The sequence below is a fragment of the Klebsiella sp. PK01 genome (assembly GCF_057624675.1).
On sequence record NZ_JBYEZM010000002.1, the window covers coordinates 58702 to 76783 of the forward strand.

Annotated in this window: 18 protein-coding genes and 1 pseudogene; 2 read left to right on the forward strand and 17 right to left on the reverse strand. The window is 51.7% G+C overall.

Translation table 11 applies throughout. From position 1 onward, the window contains the following. Nucleotides 1-8: 8 nt before the first annotated feature. The 4 genes and pseudogenes from tssJ to AC22LX_RS05395 all read right to left on the reverse strand — a co-directional run. Nucleotides 9-548 (reverse strand): type VI secretion system lipoprotein TssJ, encoded by a 540-nt coding sequence (gene tssJ, locus AC22LX_RS05380; protein ID WP_487333792.1) that lies wholly within the window; start codon nt 546-548, stop codon nt 9-11. Further along, on the reverse strand, nt 526-1611 hold the full coding sequence (gene tssG, locus AC22LX_RS05385; protein WP_487333793.1) for a type VI secretion system baseplate subunit TssG: 1086 nt from the start codon (nt 1609-1611) through the stop codon (nt 526-528). The genes tssJ and tssG overlap by 23 nt, the downstream gene beginning before the upstream one ends. Then, nucleotides 1575-3335: a type VI secretion system baseplate subunit TssF gene (gene tssF / locus AC22LX_RS05390; protein ID WP_213292458.1), complete on the reverse strand. Its 1761-nt coding sequence runs from the start codon at nt 3333-3335 to the stop codon at nt 1575-1577. Before tssF ends, tssG begins: the two co-directional genes overlap by 37 nt. Before the next feature lie 72 nt (nt 3336-3407). Then, nucleotides 3408-4376, reverse strand: a pseudogene (locus AC22LX_RS05395) (type VI secretion IcmF C-terminal domain-containing protein); the annotation flags it as partial. A 938-nt stretch (nt 4377-5314) separates the two neighbouring features. On the opposite strand from AC22LX_RS05395, the gene AC22LX_RS05400 reads away from it, so the two are divergent. Next, nucleotides 5315-6346 carry a GIY-YIG nuclease family protein gene (locus AC22LX_RS05400; RefSeq protein WP_487333794.1) on the forward strand — a complete coding sequence of 344 codons (1032 nt, stop codon included), beginning with the start codon at nt 5315-5317 and terminating at the stop codon, nt 6344-6346. A 105-nt stretch (nt 6347-6451) separates the two neighbouring features. On the opposite strand, the gene AC22LX_RS05405 is transcribed toward AC22LX_RS05400, so the two are convergent. Beyond that, entirely contained in the window at nt 6452-6643 is a 192-nt protein-coding gene (locus tag AC22LX_RS05405; RefSeq protein ID WP_487333965.1) for a hypothetical protein, read from the reverse strand. A 712-nt stretch (nt 6644-7355) separates the two neighbouring features. Here AC22LX_RS05405 and AC22LX_RS05410 point away from each other — a divergent pair. Continuing rightward, the gene (locus AC22LX_RS05410) at nt 7356-8393 is read left to right on the forward strand and encodes an acyltransferase family protein (protein ID WP_487333795.1); all 1038 of its coding nucleotides are present in this window, start codon (nt 7356-7358) and stop codon (nt 8391-8393) included. A gap of 29 nt (nt 8394-8422) precedes the next feature. Here the strand turns inward: AC22LX_RS05410 and AC22LX_RS05415 are convergent, their stop codons facing one another. From AC22LX_RS05415 to AC22LX_RS05470, 12 genes are all read right to left on the reverse strand, one after another. Further along, a complete protein-coding gene (locus AC22LX_RS05415; RefSeq protein ID WP_487333796.1) occupies nt 8423-8845 on the reverse strand; it encodes a tail fiber assembly protein in 423 nt (140 codons plus the stop codon). Between the two features lie 25 nt (nt 8846-8870). Beyond that, a complete protein-coding gene (locus AC22LX_RS05420; RefSeq protein WP_487333797.1) occupies nt 8871-10310 on the reverse strand; it encodes a phage tail protein in 1440 nt (479 codons plus the stop codon). Beyond that, nucleotides 10303-10866, reverse strand: a complete 564-nt coding sequence (locus AC22LX_RS05425; RefSeq protein WP_487333798.1) for a phage tail protein I — start codon at nt 10864-10866, stop codon at nt 10303-10305. Before AC22LX_RS05425 ends, AC22LX_RS05420 begins: the two co-directional genes overlap by 8 nt. Next, a complete protein-coding gene (locus tag AC22LX_RS05430; protein ID WP_487333799.1) occupies nt 10856-11776 on the reverse strand; it encodes a baseplate assembly protein in 921 nt (306 codons plus the stop codon). Before AC22LX_RS05430 ends, AC22LX_RS05425 begins: the two co-directional genes overlap by 11 nt. Beyond that, a complete protein-coding gene (locus AC22LX_RS05435; RefSeq protein ID WP_139397659.1) occupies nt 11760-12113 on the reverse strand; it encodes a GPW/gp25 family protein in 354 nt (117 codons plus the stop codon). The genes AC22LX_RS05430 and AC22LX_RS05435 overlap by 17 nt, the downstream gene beginning before the upstream one ends. 37 nt (nt 12114-12150) lie before the next feature. After that, nucleotides 12151-13266 (reverse strand): contractile injection system protein, VgrG/Pvc8 family, encoded by a 1116-nt coding sequence (locus tag AC22LX_RS05440; RefSeq protein ID WP_487333800.1) that lies wholly within the window; start codon nt 13264-13266, stop codon nt 12151-12153. Nucleotides 13267-13270: 4 nt separating this feature from the next. After that, entirely contained in the window at nt 13271-13486 is a 216-nt protein-coding gene (locus AC22LX_RS05445; RefSeq protein WP_487333801.1) for a tail protein X, read from the reverse strand. Beyond that, nucleotides 13461-13922, reverse strand: a complete 462-nt coding sequence (locus AC22LX_RS05450; protein WP_487333960.1) for a phage tail protein — start codon at nt 13920-13922, stop codon at nt 13461-13463. The genes AC22LX_RS05445 and AC22LX_RS05450 overlap by 26 nt, the downstream gene beginning before the upstream one ends. Nucleotides 13923-13927: 5 nt before the next feature. Then, nucleotides 13928-15637: a hypothetical protein gene (locus AC22LX_RS05455; protein ID WP_487333802.1), complete on the reverse strand. Its 1710-nt coding sequence runs from the start codon at nt 15635-15637 to the stop codon at nt 13928-13930. 102 nt (nt 15638-15739) lie between these two features. Then, entirely contained in the window at nt 15740-16039 is a 300-nt protein-coding gene (locus AC22LX_RS05460; protein ID WP_487333803.1) for a phage tail assembly protein, read from the reverse strand. Nucleotides 16040-16092: 53 nt separating this feature from the next. After that, complete coding sequence (locus AC22LX_RS05465) at nt 16093-16599, reverse strand: phage major tail tube protein (protein ID WP_139397615.1); 507 nt, start codon at nt 16597-16599, stop codon at nt 16093-16095. After that, nucleotides 16596-18065: a phage tail sheath C-terminal domain-containing protein gene (locus AC22LX_RS05470; RefSeq protein ID WP_487333804.1), complete on the reverse strand. Its 1470-nt coding sequence runs from the start codon at nt 18063-18065 to the stop codon at nt 16596-16598. Before AC22LX_RS05470 ends, AC22LX_RS05465 begins: the two co-directional genes overlap by 4 nt. Between the last annotated feature and the right edge of the window lie 17 nt (nt 18066-18082).

The following is an 18082-nucleotide window of genomic DNA, read 5'->3' on the forward strand; positions in this document are numbered from 1 at the left end:
CGCGTTTCTCACTTGTCTTTCCGCGGTTGCAGAACAAGTTGATGATGGCTGGCCTCAATGACGCGCGCGCGGTCCGGGTCAAGATCCTCACGGGCAAGCACCAGCTTCCAGTCGTTTTTCGTCAGATCCGGCGCCCGGAACAGCGCCACCACGGCGACATACTGCGCCTGTTCATCCAGCGGCATGGTGAGACTCATCGCCGTTCCCGGTTTGAGCACCAGGCCGCGGCTGGCCAGTTGGTCGTCTTTTAAAATGTCCTCTCCTTCCGCCGCCAGCTGCTGGTAAACCGTCTTATCGAAGGTCTTGCGATCTTTCAGCACATAGACCCGCACCATTACCGGCTGGGAGGCGCTGTTATCCTCGCGGTTATCGGTGTTTAACGCATTGCGCGCGCTAAAATCCAGACGCAGCGTTTTCACCTGGCGATAAAATACTGACTTTACGGCGGACGAAGCGCCGTCGCTGATTTTCTGTGTTAGCCCACAACCCGCCAGCATGAACGGCAGAAGAATCAGTGCGGATAGTTTAAGCGAAGTGATATGCAACACGTTGGTTTCCTTGTGATAATGATGCAAGCGGCATGCCGCGGTAGCCGCCCAGTTCCGTGGTAAACGTGGCCGGTAAATCCGGCGGAACCGCGTCCCCCTCCATGCCCAGAACGCCGGTAATACCGAGCATAAACGGCGTTTCGCCGAGCACCGGCGCGGGTAACAGCGGCGTGGGAAGCGTTAAGGTGATTTTGGCCTTATAGCGCCAGCCGAGATAAACCCGCAGCAGAACCAGAAAGTCCGCATAGATTTGCCCTTCCGGCATCCAGCCTGCGGCTTCGGCGATATCATCGGTATACAGCGCGATCAGCAACTGGCTGGCAATCTCGGTCGTTTCATCGCCCAGTAACGTATAGCCATCAAGCAGGAAATCGTTATCGTCGTAAAAACCCAGCGGCTGCGCCGGGTACACCGTCCGTGGGCAGTGCGGCGACGCTTCCGCCCGCGTATGGGGCGCCAACAATCGTACCAGCGCCTGAATTCCCTCTTCAGTGCGCGCGGGCAGGCGCATCACGCTGAGTAATGCCAGAAAGCGAGATACCGGCGCGGCAATATGCTGCGCGGTGCCGGGAATGCCCAGCCCGATCAGCCCCAGCAGGCTCTGCGAAGTACGGTCGCGACCGCCGTCTTCAAAGGTTGCCGGATACGAGTATTTGCGCCAGATGCGATAAAACTGGCTCAGAATGCGGTGGTTGAAAATATCGAGAAATGCTTCCTGCGCCTCATGCCCTTCTCTTTGCTGCGCAATATCATCCAGCCAGGCGGTGGGCAACGGCGAATCGACACCGTATAGCCCCATAAAGGTGGTGCGCAGCGTCGGCGGCGCGTCGGGATGCGCCTCATCATACTCCACCGCTTTGAGTTCGCTGACCGGAAAACCCATCCCCGGATGCGGGCGAAAGCGTATCGGATCATCCGCCGGGTTCAGCGTGCTGCCTAATGCCGGCGCGCCAGGTCGCGATTTTTCCAGTAGCTGACAGAAGCGGTAAAAGTTGATGCGCTGAATATCCCGCTCAAGCCGCGGGCTCAGCCGGGAATGCGGCGTTTGTGGTTCTCCTGCCATTCGAGACGCTCTCCGGTAGGTTGCAGTATCAGAATCAGACGATTAAACAGGTGGATGTCGGTATACAGGGCAAAGAAGCGGTTGAGCATCTCGCCAAACAGACAGATGTCGCCGTGCCCGGCGAAGCCGTTACCGTCAAGCGTCACTTCTATCTGCACGCCGCGTAGAAAATGCCCCTCGGCAAAACGTTCCACCTCACAGTGGCTCACATCAACGATCGCCTGCAGACGACGGCGGTTCATTTCGTTATCCGTCCAGTCATACAACGCCAGCGCGCCGCGCAACACCTCGGCGTTATCCATCATCCACAGGAAGCTGCTGCCGAGATGACTCAACACCCGCCAGTGAAAACGGTCGCGATCCGGTGGATAACACGGCAACGTCGGCGCGGTGAGATTACGCACCTGGAGGCGCGACGTCGTGGATTTCACCACCGTGTCCAGCAGCGTGCTTTGCAGCGCCCGGCGCGGCAGCTGGCCGTTGGTGCCGATCAGGCTCAATGACAGGGTTTCATTCTGCGGCACGCGATGCTGGTCAAACGCCTCGCCGCCAAGCGTCAGCCAGGTATCATGTAGCCCGGACGGGCCACGTTTAACGCGCGTGTGGTAATAATATTCCGGCGCATCATGGCGCAACATGCCGCCTTTGTGGCGAAAACTGGTAAACGGCACATACGCCTGGGTGCCGGAAAGGTGAGAAGAGGTGACGGACTCCACCGAATAGATTTCGGTGTGTCCATCCTGGACGCGCATGGGGCGCAGCAGATACTCACTTTGTAGTGAATCCAGATGCAGCGGGTCCGACTCCAGCGGGAACAGGTTAATAACCGGGGTGCAGTGTAAGCGCAGATGTTTCTCTGACAACGCGTATTCCTGCGGCCACGATTTATCCAGCACCACGTCTATCTCAAACCATCCCGGCGCATCAGGAAACGTCATATTCTCCAGGCCGCACAGCGCGACCGACATAAATTTTTCACGAAAGCTGAAATACTCCAGCAGCAACTGGTAGCCGCTGAACCCGCCGCTTTGAGGCAGCAGCGCCTCATCGTTGGCAAACCCGCAGACGGCAAAATGGGCCGCCAGCGGTCTACTATCAGTCTCCCCCGCCAGACATATGCCGATGTGCGCCACGTTCAGGGTCAGCGCTTCATGCAGCGCGCAGGCCAGCGGCGCATCGGCATTCAGGTATAGCGGGATACGGCGCAGGTCGAGCGTGCTCCAGTCAACCAGCTCGCCACAATCAAAACGCAGACAAATCGCCTGGCGGCCATCCGCCAGCGTCCTGATACTGGCGCGGGAGAGCGCGAGCGGCTGTAAGGTTAGCGGCTGGGTCGTGGTGTAACGGCAGCGGGTGCCCGTCTCGCCGATAGGCCGGGAGATCACCTCCGTCCCCTTCTCCAGCCGCTGTGGCTCTTTCATCTCCCGCCAGTCGATGCTGAACTCCACCATCGCCAGCGACGGAATGGTACGTAGATAATGCGGCCAGATCATACTCACCAGCCCGCCGGTCAGCTCCGGCAGATCGTCGTCGAGCTTTTCGCGCAGCCGCCCTATCAGGAAAGCAAAGCCCTCGAACAGCCGCTCAACATAGGGATCGCGGGCGCCGGCTTTATCGAGGTTTAACGCCGCGGCGCGATCGGGATGGGCGCGGGCAAACTCCTCGCCAGCCTCGCGCAGATAGCGCATTTCAGCGTCAAAATAACGCAGAGTTAAATCGTCCATGGAATATCTCAGATGTCAGAATTAGAAAACTCGCTGCTTGTAAAGCAGCGCTTGCAGAGTGAATGTCGGCCCTTATTCCTCTACGTCACCGTCGGCAAACGGTTCTGCTCGGGGGGCCTCCACGATGAAAATCTGTGTCGGCAACGTGAAGTTTCGCAGTTTCAGCAACGCCAGCGGGCCATCGCCGAGTTCCGTACGCAGTAACCACTGCAGTTGCCGGCTATCCGGCGTATTGACCGTCAGGCGAAACAGCCCATCGCCGATCTGCTGGCGCTTCATTCTCTCCAGCATACGCAGCGTGCCCCACGGGCCGCTGTCGTTCGCCAATAGCCGGGCGCCCGCCGCCGTTGAGCTCCAGGTCAGCATCGCGCCGGGTTTGTTGAACGTCCCCGGCCAGCGGAAACTTTTCCATTCGGCAAGCTGGTTAAAGTAGTGCAGATTCTGGCCGTCGAGGGTGAGCTGCGTTTCAACAATACCCGGCGTCGCCACCCCCTGTAGTTCAAACCCCATCCCCTGGCTGCCGTCGGTAAACAGGATGTCGGACAAGGAACTCAGTTGATTAATCGCCTTCAGGAAGGCCGGGTTAAACGTCAGCCCCTGACTGTGCGTGCTATCGGCCACCCAGCGGCTGCCCTCGCGGTTGAGCACGCCACCCAACTGGCTGGTGAGAAACCGGTCGATCCGCCCGCTGTCGCGGCGGATAAATGCCGCCAGCATCGGTAGCGAGACATCGTTTTTACCCGCGGCAAACGGATAGCGGCCGTCAAAAGCCGAATGCCAGTTGGCGACCACAGAACGCTGCCACGCCTCGTTGAGGCTGGCCGCCGATGGCTGCAGCACCGTCTCCCAGGCCTGCGTCAGCGGCTGGACGAACATGGTCTGGCCAAAACCGCTCCACTCTTCGCCGAGGCTGGCCGCCACCAGGCTGCCGTACTCCTGGGTGTCGGTCAGGTCGACGCTTTTGCCCTGGAACACGGTCTGCGCCAGCTGCTGCATCATCGCCTGCGGGTCGGGGGCGTTTGCCACCTGCTGGAGCCAAAGGCAACTTAAAATAGACATTAAGCAATATAAATCATCTGGTTATACTGCTTTTTGAGACTTGCTTACGTTAAAGATTAACAATATACAACCTCTTATAATTTCAAGAGGTTGTATATGAGTTTTGGAGAAAAGGTTTTTAGTGAACTAACTATATTTTTGTTCAAAACCAGCCGTCGCCCTCCCGGTAACTGTTGCTTACGGTTACGGGGCTCCCAGAGTCGGCGTGCATGTAAATTTGATAACGCTTAGTGATTGTGTTGCATAGAGGCAAGTTATGTACTATTTTTCCTTATGTCTTCCATGGCCGGATGGGCAATCATGTCAAAAATTGATCTTCTTATTCTTGTTTTTACCTTTGGCATTTCGGCCTTGGGTTATTCCATCTGGCTTCTGATTGAGCATTCCCTGAGTTTAATATCAAAAAATAGTCTGGATAAATGAGATCTCTAGTTATTTGCTTGAACTACAACCAGATTCGAATCATAGCCATTACTGCATAGGAACACTCAGCAATGTCAGTGATGCTTAAGTTTTTCTTTTTATGGATATTTCTTGTCATAATTGTCAAAGCTACAATTGAGGCTGGTTTTCTCGATGCGCTGATCATTTAATGTAACCAGCTACCGCGCAAATTATCCAGGAGCAGATTTGTTAAATAGTCAAACCATCCTAAGCCTTCACACATCACACCTAGTAACTCTTGCATACGGTTACTTGGTGGTAGCATGTCATTAAATGGCATTATTTGTTGTCTCTTAGACCTGATCTGACACTCTAAAGTCACAGATCCAAACATAATCTGAAAGTCCGCTCCGTGCCAAGAGCGGACGTTATCTATCAAACTCTCGATGGGTGTATTTAAAACATATGGTAATTGATTATTATTTTTTTTCACGTCATAATGAGGATGTATTGATAAAAAATTTAAGATGGTAAATATGATTAACGAAACGACTGGATATGTATATATATTAGAGGTTTCTGATATTGACTTACCTGTATGTAAAATTGGAATGACGACCAGAGATCCAACCTCCCGATGTGATGAGATAAATAAGAGCTCAACAGGCGATTTTATTTGGGCTGTTTCTCACTCTATTTTTGTTAGTGATTGTAAAAAACTAGAACGATTAATTCACGATAAGTTAAGTCCCTTGCGGCAAAAAAGAAGAGAGTTTTTTAATTTACGCGCAGATGATGCATACAAAGCAGTAATGTCAATTTTTGAATCTCAGGATGAGATAAAAATGATGATTGAGTTGGAGTCGAAATCCTTATCAATAATTAACCCGGACCATAAAGTTAAAAAGAATAACAGATATCTCTCCAAACATGGTTCTGATGAGTATGCAGAGATATTACAGTCTTTTTGCGAAGTTCTGGGTGTGAAAGGAAGGGCTTTTGGCCAGCTCAATAAACCATTTTTTGGTATGAGCGATGGAAATGAAGGCGTCCAATGGAATATTTCTGTCTGTACGCAAAGTAATAATATCCGTATGGGTGTTAATCTTGAAGGTATAAAATACAAAGATTGGCCTATAGCTAAGCTTATTAAATCAGAGTTGGCAGTCCCTGGGTTGCTAAGTGTAATACAAAAATTAGATTCTGAAGACGAAATTAACATGACTTTTTATCGGGATGCCTGGCAGGTGGTTTCTAGACCTGAAATTAGAGAGAAATATATAGGCGGCAAGGAATTTAACCTCAATGAGCTGACTCATGGGGAATGGGAACGTATTTTAAATGAAGCTTTAAATTGCTTGGATAAAGAACGTGATTATAAAGGGAGAAATATGCAGGATGTTACGATGGTAAACAAAAATGGTAGTGTTCTTGTTCGTACCATGCCAGTTTCTCCTCATTTAACAATATGGTCTCCATTAATAATTAACGATAATATTGATGATGCAATCCGAAATAAGTTTAATCAATTGATTCATATTCATCGTTGGATGATGCAGTTAAGTTGAAAAGTTGAGCTTGTTATGTCCGCTCCTCGCTCAAAGCTGACTGTCAGAGTTAATTGCATTCTGCATGCACAAATTGTCAGTTGGGGTCTGGACATGTAAACATGATTACTGGATTTCTAATGCAGATAATTTCTCCTCCAGTTCGTCTACTCGCTCAATCAGCACCTTTACCGTTGCCAGCGTGTCCATCATGAATACGTTGTTATCCAGCTGCAGGCGATCGTCGTTCACCCTCTCACCGTTGCGCATGTATGCCGTGTTAACCTTCTTCACGTACTGCGGATCAACCTCTTGCACCTGCTGCGCGATAATCCCCCCGCACGTCCTGTTCTGCTCGTCGTCGTTGTAGATGAATGTCACCAGCTCAAGCGCCGACAGATAGCTGGGGTCGGTTCGATATAGTGTTTCAGGCGCACATCAAACGTTCCCTAGAACTGCATGAACCCGTTCTGACTCTGTCGGATCCTTCCGTCAGGTAGAAATGCAGCATAGAGTCAAAGGTAACTTAAAATAGAAATTAAAAATATAAATCAGATAGTTACACTTATTTTTTGAGACTTGTTTACGTTAAAGATTAACAATATACAACCTCTTATGATTTCAAGAGGTTGCGTATAAGTTTTGGAGAAAAGGTTTTTTGTGAACTAGCTATATTCTTGTTCAAAAACAGTGCTCCCCCTGTGACTCATGCATGCGATTACCGGATGGATTTCCTCCATCTTAGCAACTAACGCAGTAGCAGAAGCGTTAACGAACTATCGCTGAAAGCGATACACCTGGAGTTAGAGAGTAGTTAGCGGTGAGAAATGGATGGCGGTCATACCACGAGAAGAGCTGACCAACAAGTTGGCAGGTATGACTAAGTAGTTTCTACTCTCACATTAGTGAGTATGACCTTCAACAATAGAATCTGGACAAATAATCACTATGTCATTGATATATAGTGCCCTTGTAATAGGCACTATGTTATAGTGGTTAAATTATCAGTTCCTAAAGGAAAGAGGTTGGAGTGGAACTCAAACATAATACAAGAAACTTAAGTTTCGATTTCTTCAGAGGTATTATGGCTATACTTGTAGCCATAGGGCACTTTTACTATTGGAATAACAATTATAATTTCCCACACTCATTTATATTAGCAGTGGATTTCTTCCTGGTTTTAAGTGGATTCGTTCTCGCTAAGTCGATTCTCAACAAAACTTCTTTTTGCTCTATAAGATTCGCAAAGAAGCGTTATATCAGATTAGCCCCTGTTTATCTTTTTTGCGCTATACTTACAGCATCATCGGCTATCATTTTAAAGGGAACCCCAGTTCCGACCTTCTCTGAGATAGTAAAAATACTTGGAATAGCACAAATCATTCCATTTGATTCAAAGGAAGGTTTTGCATATATTGGAAGCTTAGCAATTTCTTGGACTATTTCCGCAGAACTATGGTTGGGAATAGTCATATTCCCAGTGGTATATTTTTTAAATAAGCATGCAAAACCGCTATTATTCCCATTACTTTTAATTGCAATACTTTATTCATTTTTGGTCATAAATAAAGAATCTCCAAACTACATGGACATTCAATATGATAACTATAACCGTTATATAATGTTTGGTTTAATCCGCACATTACTTGACTACTCACTTGGAATATTATCATTCGTTGTACTAGACAAAATAAAAACTTTAAAATATGACAAAGTTAATTCAGTAGTACAAGTGGCGGTAATTATTTTATATTTAAGCCTATTCTCTGGCTTAGGATATGAAAGAGCAAATGAAATTTTTGCCCCTTTTATATTTTCAATATTCATTTGCTCGCTTGGTACTGAAAAGGGGATTATATATCGATTGCTGTCAGGAAGAATAAGTGCTTTCCTAGGCGATATCTCTTACCCTAGTTACATGATACATATTCTATTACTGTATGTAATGACAAGAACTTTATCCATGCCGCTCAACTGGTTAACAACAATAATTTTCGTCACTCTATTAATAGTAATATCCAAGCTAATAAACATATGCATTGAAAAGCCTTTTATGCGTTTTTTATAAAAACGAACTTGTTATTACATCACTACTATTTAGTCTGGCCTTACAGGCCAGACTATTTCAGGCGCATCATCGAAATTTATTCTACTCACCAAAACCCTGAATTTTTTCCATTCCCTTAAAGATTCCAACTCATGTTCTGTTGCTATATTTAAATCTACTGCATCTTGTAGGGGAGTGATTTTTTTATTAGCAACACCTAATAATTCCGCAACCTTCTTTTTTGCTTCACCGATATGTTGTTCTTTCGTTAGTGGCGGAAGATCCACCCACACAGGAAAACCGTTGTAGTCACACCCTCTCTGTTTTCCTTTTGGCGGTATCGCTGTGTATTTTAAAAAAACACCTTCACTTACATCTACGCCATCTTCTGGCCAAACTCCCGCTTGTTGATATTCTGGCTTCATTTCAATTGGGTAAAAACTATTCGTGTTCCCATCATAAACATATCTCATGCGTATTTATCCATTTCAATAATATTTAGTACCCTACCGCGATATAGGTTGCGGTAACACTTCCTGCTGAATTGCTTTGTAACTTGAACCCCCAACGACTCCGATTAGAAGCACCAGTAGCCCAGGCCGCCACTCCAGAATCGCTAGCAGCTACCGCCGTACACGAGTTTGGAAATGCTATTGGAAATGTAATGTCTGTACCTGAAACTCCGGATATAGTTCCCCACTGAGTAATAAACCCAGTTACAGAATCCTTAAACCAGCCACTGGTAGACTTATTTACGTGGTTACGCATATTACCAATATAGTTACTCAGTGAACCATTCCATAATGGTCCCTGAATGTCACCCTGAATAACAGCATCGCCATTATCTCTGAACTCAAACCATTTATCGTTAACTGCACCTACCACATGAAACGATAATGCGTAATATTGACCAATTTGTTCTGTAAAACCTAAATCAGCAGACGTATTGTTAACTCCAGTAATTCGATAGCCACGTGTAAATCGTGAGTTATTAGCAACAGGCCCAACTCCACTTTTAATGACATACTCTTCACTGGTATTGGCTATACTACCTGTTGCCGTTAATTTAGCTACTGTAGTATTCCCCTTGAGTAGCGTAATTCCACCTACAGTTAAACCTTTATTATCTAATATTGATTGCGTAATAATTCTGGGGTTAGCCCCCTGATTTTCCTGTTCACCGTAGCAAAGGTCTCCTTCAAGATTGATTCCAAGGCGTTTCGTACTCATCCCCTGAAGTTGAAACCCGATCGATAAATTAGCATTAGCTGAAGGGCGACGGAGCACCAGAGGCGTATGCTGTACCCCTGAGATATCCAGCGTAACATCCGTCGTTGCATTGCTGGAATTATTGATTGACTGCTTGGCCCCCCATGTATTGCTCACGTTTAATACAGGAACTTTATCCCCACTGGTGCCGGTATCCTTCATCGCCGAACTACCCAGCCCGAGGTTCTTACGTGATTCTGCCTTATTATTAACATCATTAAGATTGGCATCCTGCCGCAGGAAAAGCCCATCCCCCGTGGCGACCTTTAGTTCAATATCCGCGGTTTCATTCACCGCCAGGCGAAACTGTAACCGGACACTCACCCCACTTTCCGGTTTTTCGATGGCTGCACAGTTCCCGACGGCATACAGTTCTCCGCTGTCTGTCAGAAGACCCACTTCACGGACGGTAAAACCGCCGATATCAGCAGGCAATACCAGCTGCGCAATAAACTGATTATCCTGCTCAGGGGAAACCGCCAGTGAGGATATTGCACCGCGATAAACCTCATGAACAAGGGTAGTGTTTGCCGGGTCTGGCATAACCGCTTGCCCGTTCCCGTCGCCAGTCACAAAATCCTTCAGGATAACCGGCTTCCCGCTGGCCGCGGATTCGGCCTCAAGCGCCTTTCCACGGTTTGTCAGTATGCTGTAATATTTCTCAGACATTTTCTGTTTTTACCTCAATCACAATATCGATATAGCTGGTCACGGCGCCACCCGCATAGCAGTTCCCGTTTGAGCCTAAATCCGCGATGACGTCGATCCCGCTCATCCAGCTGCGCAAGTTTTTGGCTTTATCCACCTGCCGGCGGATCCTGCTGTAAAGCGCAGCATCAATTTCCTGCTGGCTGTAAACCTCAATCCGGAAGGTGTAGGGAGCCTTACGGGGCGTTTCTTCCCACCATTCAACAACGGTGGTTGGCAGGCTAACGGCACTCAATGAACGCCTCACTGCGCCGGCGGTCCCCCTGTGCTGGTGTACATAGGCTGCATCACGGATGACCTGCCTTTTTTCCTGCTCCGTCCAGCTGTCATCCCAGAAATCCACGGCAAATTCCCAGGCCAGCCACGGCAACAAATGGAGCGGGCAGGTGTCCGGATTTTTCACTTTCCGGACCATATCAGTGTCAAGGGCCCGGATCTGTTCCCGTCCGGCCTGCTCCTGTGCCCTCTCCTGATGAAGTGATGCAGGAGGAAGCAGGGAGCGAAATTTATCGGCCACCTGTCGCCTCCTGTTTTCGGGTTACATTGATGGCAGTACACCACGGCGCCTTCCCGGCTTCCGGCTCGATATCCGCAACCGGGCTGCTCAGCCGTACCCTGACCACCCCCGCCTGTCTCAGTGCGGCATAAAATGCATCCAGCGATACCAGCATTCTGATCCGGTGCGACAGTTCGGTGTACGACGTCACCACCCTTATCGCATTCTGAAGCACAGTCTGCGCGTCAGGGCCATCCGGGATTTCCAGCTCAGCCGTAACCTCATAAGGAATATTCACGGCACTTTTCACGCTGACAAAATCCGTCAACGGGCGTACCTCGTCGGCGTTCAGGGTACCCGCAACCTTGTCCAGCAGGACTTGCGGTGCAATGCCATCACCCGAACGGGAAAGCACATACACATCCACTTCACCTGGCCGACCATGCGTCTCCGGGCCATAGGCATCCGCATCCAGAACGTCAGCGTCCGCAGATTTGGCAAAAAAACGGTAAGCATTACGCGCGCCGGCAGTGTTCAGTTGCGCCCAGGACAACTGGATACGCTCACGAAAAGCATCATCATCTTCCAGTACCGCCTCAACGGGAGGTACCGCCCCGGGATCGGCTGGCGTGGTAACAAACCGCTGGACGTTAAAAGCCGCGCCAATCTGATCCAGATCGCTCCCCTGAGCACTGGCAAGAAATACCGCTCTGACCGCATCGTTCACGCGCTGGAAAGCGAGAGTCAGCTGATAAGCATTAACCTCGCCCTGTTTGTACGTCGGGTCAGACTCCACCAGCGCATCAAACGTCGAATCGAGTGCCCGAAGACGTGCCAGCCAGCGAGAAAAAATAGTGGCCGCATCCGGTACCACAATGGCATCAGGAACGGCCAGTTCAGACAGGTTAATCACGTCATAGCTGCTTGCCATAAACGGGTATGCCTCCAGTGGTTACAGGTGAATGATTCTCTTTATTGATCCCCTCTATATCGACGATGCACCCGGAATCATTATCCGGAAAGGAGACCACAACACGGGTGACTTTCAGCCGTGGCTCCCATCTGGCAAGCGCCGATGCCGTCGCGGCAATGATCCGTAACCGGGTGAGGTCATCACGTGGATTGTCCACTAAGGCAAACAAATCACTGCCGTAATCCCGAACCAGCACCCGGCTACCGACAGGCGTATTCAGTATGTCGCTCACCGACTGGCGCAAATGCGCCGCACCGGACAGACGTTTACCAGTCCGGCAGTTCACACCGTTCATCATGATTTCCCGTATGGTTTCGCCGTCAGGCGGAGAGTTAGCCGAAGTAATCCGGGCCGGTCTTACCTTGGCCGCCGGATTTTTTTGCTGGTTTGGCCGGTTTATGAATATCCACCACCAGATTCCAGGTATAACTGAGCCCGGCGGAAGTGAGGGAATACACCAGCGATTCCACCACCCAGGCCCTGTCTTCACGGGAACCAAATCCCGATGTGGTGACCGATGATTCAGCGGTCAGGGGGATGTGCTTCGGGCGACACGGCCCGGTCACCGTCATTTTTTGTTCATTTCGCCTGGCCTGTGTTTTTCTGGCTTTTGCCTGTTGATCGGCGGTGGATTTCGCAGGTTGGGTATAGGGATTGGCGAGAGACGGCCCATCGTGATCCACGGTGGTGGTTTTGGTTTTACCATCCACTTCATCGTAGTAACGCACGCCGATCTTGCCGGCAGGCTTGCCACTCTTGCCCGTGGCTTTTCCTGTCGAGCTGCCACGTTCCCCTTCGCTGTAGGACCAGTTTGAGACTTCTTCCGGTGTCACGGTCACACCGCCAGTCTGCTCCCCTGAAACGTTTGCCGTCGCGCCCTGCAGCAGAAAGAGCCAGTATCCTCCGGAAGGTTTGCTGACGGCATTACAGGTGCGGGCCAGCCTGGACAGCAGATTCGCATCCGATTCAGCCACCTGATCCACATGGTCAATATGGATGTCGGCCAGCTCACTGGCCACGCGGGCGATCAACCCGTTATCCGTTGCCACCGTTTTAACAATGTCGGCCAGACGCAGATTATCCCAGCTGCGGGTCTTCTGGCTGAGTACATCGCCGGGTTGCTTCTGGGCGTTCATCGGTGCAGCCGTCGCATAGATTTCAATACGCCGCGGCGGGCCACTGCTGCCCACCCCCGCAACAACAAACCAGCCTTTATCGGTGAGCTGGTCATTAAACCCCAGCCCCACCCTCAGGCGGGCACCTTTAGACGGCAGTGCCATGGTTTCTGAGTGAAGAGTGATCTTCAGCTCATCCGCTTTCGCGGTGGCACCGCCATAATCGGTCAGGGTGAGTTCCACCAGGCGCTCCTGCAGCGCCCGCGTAATATCTTTCCCTTCCGCGCTGACGCTGAACGCCGGCGCATATTCGGGTACAACACGCTGCGCCATATCACTAGTCCCACAAACTGAAAGATGAATCTTCAACAGGCGGTGCCAGATCGGGCAGGGTAATCATTATCCCTGCCGGATAAATGGCGCCCATGTCCGCCAGTCCCCGGTTAGCTTCAAGTACCTGAGTGACCGTAAAGGAGAGGTTCCCGGTGCCGTAGTGTCGCGCGCAAATTGCATCCAGCACGTCACCATCACAGGTCTGATAAATCGTCGGCATAATGTTTCAGCGTCATATTCCAGTTTTTATTACGGTGACCGCCGCCCGGCAGAAATTTATTCGTCGAGTCAGAAAATTCGGTCACCACCCACCAGCCCAGCACATCCCCTTCACCGCTGACCAGCTGTTGCGGTTTTGCCTGATCGCTAAGGTCATGGAGATCGTTTACCGCCTCCACGCCTTTGCGGAACATGGCATGCGCCTCCCCCTCCAGCCTGACCGTCCGGCCAGGTTTGCCGGTATACTGCAGAAGATCCTGTTTACCGATGCGCTCCTGCTCACTCCAGCGCCAGCTGGCTTCCCGGGTCAGCTGGTTGTATGCTGTGGAGTCTATCGAGAACGCGAAGTCGCCAAGCATCATCATCACCCGGGCAGCCTGACCTCCCCGAATGGAAGAAGACTGCGCCTGCCCGAAATCTTCAAAGACAGGAATAATTTCGCTCACCAGTTAAACCCTCCATCCTGCATGCTGCTGTTTCCCGCAAACGCCGGGGCCGTTTTAGTGACGCCGACAACGGCATCAGCAATCCCCTGCTCGCTCTGTCCGGGCGCACCATTAATGGTGAAACTGTAATTTTTGACACTATGATCGTTAAATTGCGGTGTCTGGCTGCTTTTATCAGCCTCGGACAACTGCTGCATCAGCACATCCCATGCCCCACCAGATGACCCACTATCTGATTGATTAGCAGCAGCGCCGCCAGGGCCTTTCAGTGCCTCGTTCCAGTCGGGTAAACCATCTGACTGAGCCGTCATATACGGTTCCAGTGACTGATTAAAGGCGGCATCATCATCACTGAAGTAACCGCGGGTTGAGAGGTATGACTGCTTTACTTTCTCCGGTAAGTCGGGGTGCTGCTGAAGCTGCTGTTCGAACCACTCTCCCTGACCCTTTCGCTGTGCTGTCATTCTGGCAATATCGACAGATCCGGTCCGAGCCAGAGAATTGAGAACATCTTTCTGATCGCCACGATCATCAGGGAGTAGCCATGACAGTTTCTTAGCCAGCGCATAAATAATCTTCCCGACAAAGAAAACCCCCTGACCGAATGTCAGCACACCAGGGTAGAGGTCATGGCGCAGAAAGTTCACGACACGCCGGATCCCACCGCCCTTAAACCAGTCAGCTAAATCATCCGTGAGTTTGCGAATATCAGGTGACAGCTCATTACCCAGTTGCCCGGAAATCTCCGCCATGGCGGAAGACAACACGGTCTGCAGGTCGCTGATGGCCCGGCTGCCGGTGATCGCCCCGTCCGCGCCCTCTTTTGTGACCAGGTTATATCGCCGTTGTTCGTCCATCAGATCGCGATAACTTTTCCCGGACTGCTTCAGGAGCATCAGCAACTTACTTGCCTCCCCACCAAACAGGGAGTCCAGCGCAAAAGACGATTTCGAATCATCCTTAAGGGTCAGCGCCCGCTCAATAATTTTGTCAAACTGCGCCATATTACTGAGCCCGGCAAAATCCCCGGCTTTAAACCCGAGGGTCTCAAAAGCATCCTGCAGGCTACCCTGCTTCCCGTTCTGCTTATACTCGCCGGCTTTATGCAGGTACTCTTCAAACAGGTCAGCAATATTTTCCCCGTTCATATCGTACTTTTTCGCCAGTGTGTCCCACGCATCGAATGTGGTCACATCCACGCCGTAGCTTTTTGCCACACTGGCCCGGCGGGCCGTCTCCGTGTTTGTGGCGGCTGGCGCTATCAATGCCCCCAGTGCGGTGGCCACCGCACCCCCCCCCCCCCCCCCACCACCGCCGCCAATGGCCAGACCCGGCGCCATCATCCCGCCCAGTTGCCCGGCGACGCCCAGGCCCCGGCGAAACAGCCCCTTACCAGCCCCCTTAAAGGCGGCCAGCCGTTGCGCTTTCTGCATCTGCGCATTCAGTTTTTGCTGTTCTGCCTCCGTTTTGCGGATTTCACGGGAGACCTCACTGTACCGGCGTTTCAGATCGCCAATACTCTGCCCGGCCAGCTTCGCGCGTTTAATTTCGGCGGCGAGCTTCGACTGATCCTTTGTCAGTTTCTCTGACTGCTTCCCGACCCCTTTCAGGCTTTTCTGCAGGCCGCTGGCCGAACGCCCCCATGAGCTGTCGATGTTGCCGCCAAAGGTGATGACGGCTTTAAGGTTTTGGCTGATTCCGGCCACGGTTTACCGCCTCCACTTCATCAATGAGAAAATCAGAAAAGGTACTGAACGGCATATCCAGATAGTCCGTCATGGGAAAATGCAGACGCCGGCCCAGAAACCTTATTGCCCGCAGCAGCCCGTTTTCGGTCGCTCGGCGGGCGGGAGCATAAAAACGTTGAAGGCATCCAGCAGTTGCGCATAATCCGCAGCGGTCAGCTTCCAGATATCCTGCTCACTGAGACTGCACAATTGCGCAATCATGCGGGCCTCTTTCTCTTCGTCATTGCCGCGGTCCTTGGAATGCGCAATACGGTCACGCACCAGCGGCTCCCGCATGGACACCTGTTCCAGTACAGAACCATCCTCCAGCGTGAGCGGTGAATAAAAGGTAATAACGCGTGTTTCGCCAGGAAAACTCATATAACACTCCGGTATAAGAAAAACGGCCCGCAGGCCGTCAGAAGAAAGGAAGATCAGAGCCGGACTTTTGCCGCCAGGCCGGAAAGGACATCCACACCATTAACCCGGCGCGAAAACCGCTCGGTATCGATGGCAAACAGTTCACGGCCATCTCTGGTCTGCCGGTAATAGCTCACGGCGATATCGACCGTCACCGCATTTTCAGACAGGTTTGCATTACCGCGGGCGTCCGGTGTGACGTTGAAGACAAACCCCTCAATCTCTTCGATCGTCCCCAGTGCGGTACCATTCGCCAGATACCCCTGATAAGCGGTAAAACGTGGACGGTTGCCGCTGACGAAGCCAAACGCGGTCAGCATATCCGTGTCGATGCCGTAGAATTTCACCTGGCAGGTCAGCGCTTCCATGCCGTCATCAACGGGAGTGGGCGCATCCTGTGCCCCCGTGCGCAGGTCGGTTTTGACGATGGACAGTGCCGGCGGCGTGAATTCATGCGCCCCCTGAATACGTACCCCCTGCCGGAAGAAGGTCCAGACGCGTAGTGTGTTTTTGTCGCTCATGCTGCCAGCATCTCCTCAAGTGCATAGTTGTTATTCACCCGGACGCGCAGGCTGATAAGTTCAGTCGGCGATTTCGGACCGAAGTCATAGTTAATATAGAGGACGCCGGCCGCCATGCTTTCCGCGGTATTCAGCTCCTCATCCAGCCAGGCCCGCCCACCGAAAATCGCGCCAAGATTGACCAGCTGGCGGAGATACGCATTGATGGTGCCAATAATGTCGTCGGCGTTCTCCCGGTCCAGCGGTCGATCCACATATTCCAGCATCGACTCCTGAATGCTGTCCTCGATAACATCGGCGGTACGGCGAACAGACTCGAAACGCCACTGAGGATCGGTGGCACACAGACGGTTTCCCCAGTGCTTAAAGCCGGCACGGCGGATGATGGTGGAGACGTTCTGCATATTGAGCAGGTTCGCATCACAGTTTTCCTCCCCCAGGATAAATTCATCAACCTGCTCCACACCCAGAATGTTGTTGATGTCCTGGTTGGACTTGCTCCACCACCAGCCTTTCTCGTAATCGATTCGCGCACGCAGCCCCGCCGCAAAGGCGGAATAGGGCCGGTAGACCAGCTGGCCTGACGCATCGCTGACCTGCACGCGGGGACGTAACAGTTCCACGCGGGCCCCATAGGACTGACGGCGCTGCACCACTTCCTGCAGCGTGGCGCCGGACGCGCAGTCTACATAAGCGACAGCCCGGAGTTTCCCGGCAACCGTCTCCAGCGCCTTACCCACGGCATCGTCCTCGCTGAAGCCCGGGGCAATCACAATGCGCGGTTGATAAGTGGTCACGGATTTTGCCGAAGGCAACATACCGATCCCGGCAAGAACGGCAGCCCGTTGTGCCTCCTCTTTCGCATCTTCAGCCACTCTGACCACCACCGTCAGGGCATTACGCTGATCGTTAATTTCATTCAACGCCTGCTTCAGCGTTCCTTTTTCACCGAGCCGGGACAGCATGGTGGTACCGACAACGGCCACCGGCGTATTCAGCGGAAACGGCTCATCTTCACCACCCGCGAGCTGAAGGCTGAACGGTGAAACCAGCCCCGTGCCGTCCCCCTTCGCGCTGATTTTACTGTCCTGCACTTCCGCGACGGCCGCCACCACATCGGCAGCGGTCGCCGTCAGTACACCTTTATCATCACAACCCAGCGTAACTGTCAGCGTTAACGACACCGCATCCCATTCCGCCGTTGTCGGTACCGCGGCGGGATTTTCTGCATCAGGAACACCGGCTACCGCCTCAACCAGCAGGACATTGCCCGCCCTGCCGGCGATCGTCGCGGCAAACTCCACAACGTTATCCAGAATAGGCGTCCCGACGGTTCCCGCTGCCAGCGTTCCGGCTGAGGCATCCGGCGCGGTACCCACCAGACCGATAATGGCCGTCTGGATCGTCGTGACCGCAACTGTACCGGATGTCAGTTCGATCGTTTCCACACCATGTAAATTCGCCATTCGTTTTCTCCAGGCAT

Coding starts and splice junctions, on each gene's coding strand:
- tssG (WP_487333793.1), bottom strand. CDS start 1,611: ATGGCAGGAGAACCACAAACGCCGCATTCCCGGCTGAGCCCGCGGCTT.
- tssF (WP_213292458.1), bottom strand. CDS start 3,335: ATGGACGATTTAACTCTGCGTTATTTTGACGCTGAAATGCGCTATCTG.
- AC22LX_RS05400 (WP_487333794.1), top strand. CDS start 5,315: ATGATTAACGAAACGACTGGATATGTATATATATTAGAGGTTTCTGAT.
- AC22LX_RS05415 (WP_487333796.1), bottom strand. CDS start 8,845: ATGAGATATGTTTATGATGGGAACACGAATAGTTTTTACCCAATTGAA.
- AC22LX_RS05420 (WP_487333797.1), bottom strand. CDS start 10,310: ATGTCTGAGAAATATTACAGCATACTGACAAACCGTGGAAAGGCGCTT.
- AC22LX_RS05430 (WP_487333799.1), bottom strand. CDS start 11,776: ATGGCAAGCAGCTATGACGTGATTAACCTGTCTGAACTGGCCGTTCCT.
- AC22LX_RS05435 (WP_139397659.1), bottom strand. CDS start 12,113: ATGAACGGTGTGAACTGCCGGACTGGTAAACGTCTGTCCGGTGCGGCG.
- AC22LX_RS05440 (WP_487333800.1), bottom strand. CDS start 13,266: ATGGCGCAGCGTGTTGTACCCGAATATGCGCCGGCGTTCAGCGTCAGC.
- AC22LX_RS05445 (WP_487333801.1), bottom strand. CDS start 13,486: ATGCCGACGATTTATCAGACCTGTGATGGTGACGTGCTGGATGCAATT.
- AC22LX_RS05460 (WP_487333803.1), bottom strand. CDS start 16,039: ATGAGTTTTCCTGGCGAAACACGCGTTATTACCTTTTATTCACCGCTC.
- AC22LX_RS05465 (WP_139397615.1), bottom strand. CDS start 16,599: ATGAGCGACAAAAACACACTACGCGTCTGGACCTTCTTCCGGCAGGGG.
- AC22LX_RS05470 (WP_487333804.1), bottom strand. CDS start 18,065: ATGGCGAATTTACATGGTGTGGAAACGATCGAACTGACATCCGGTACA.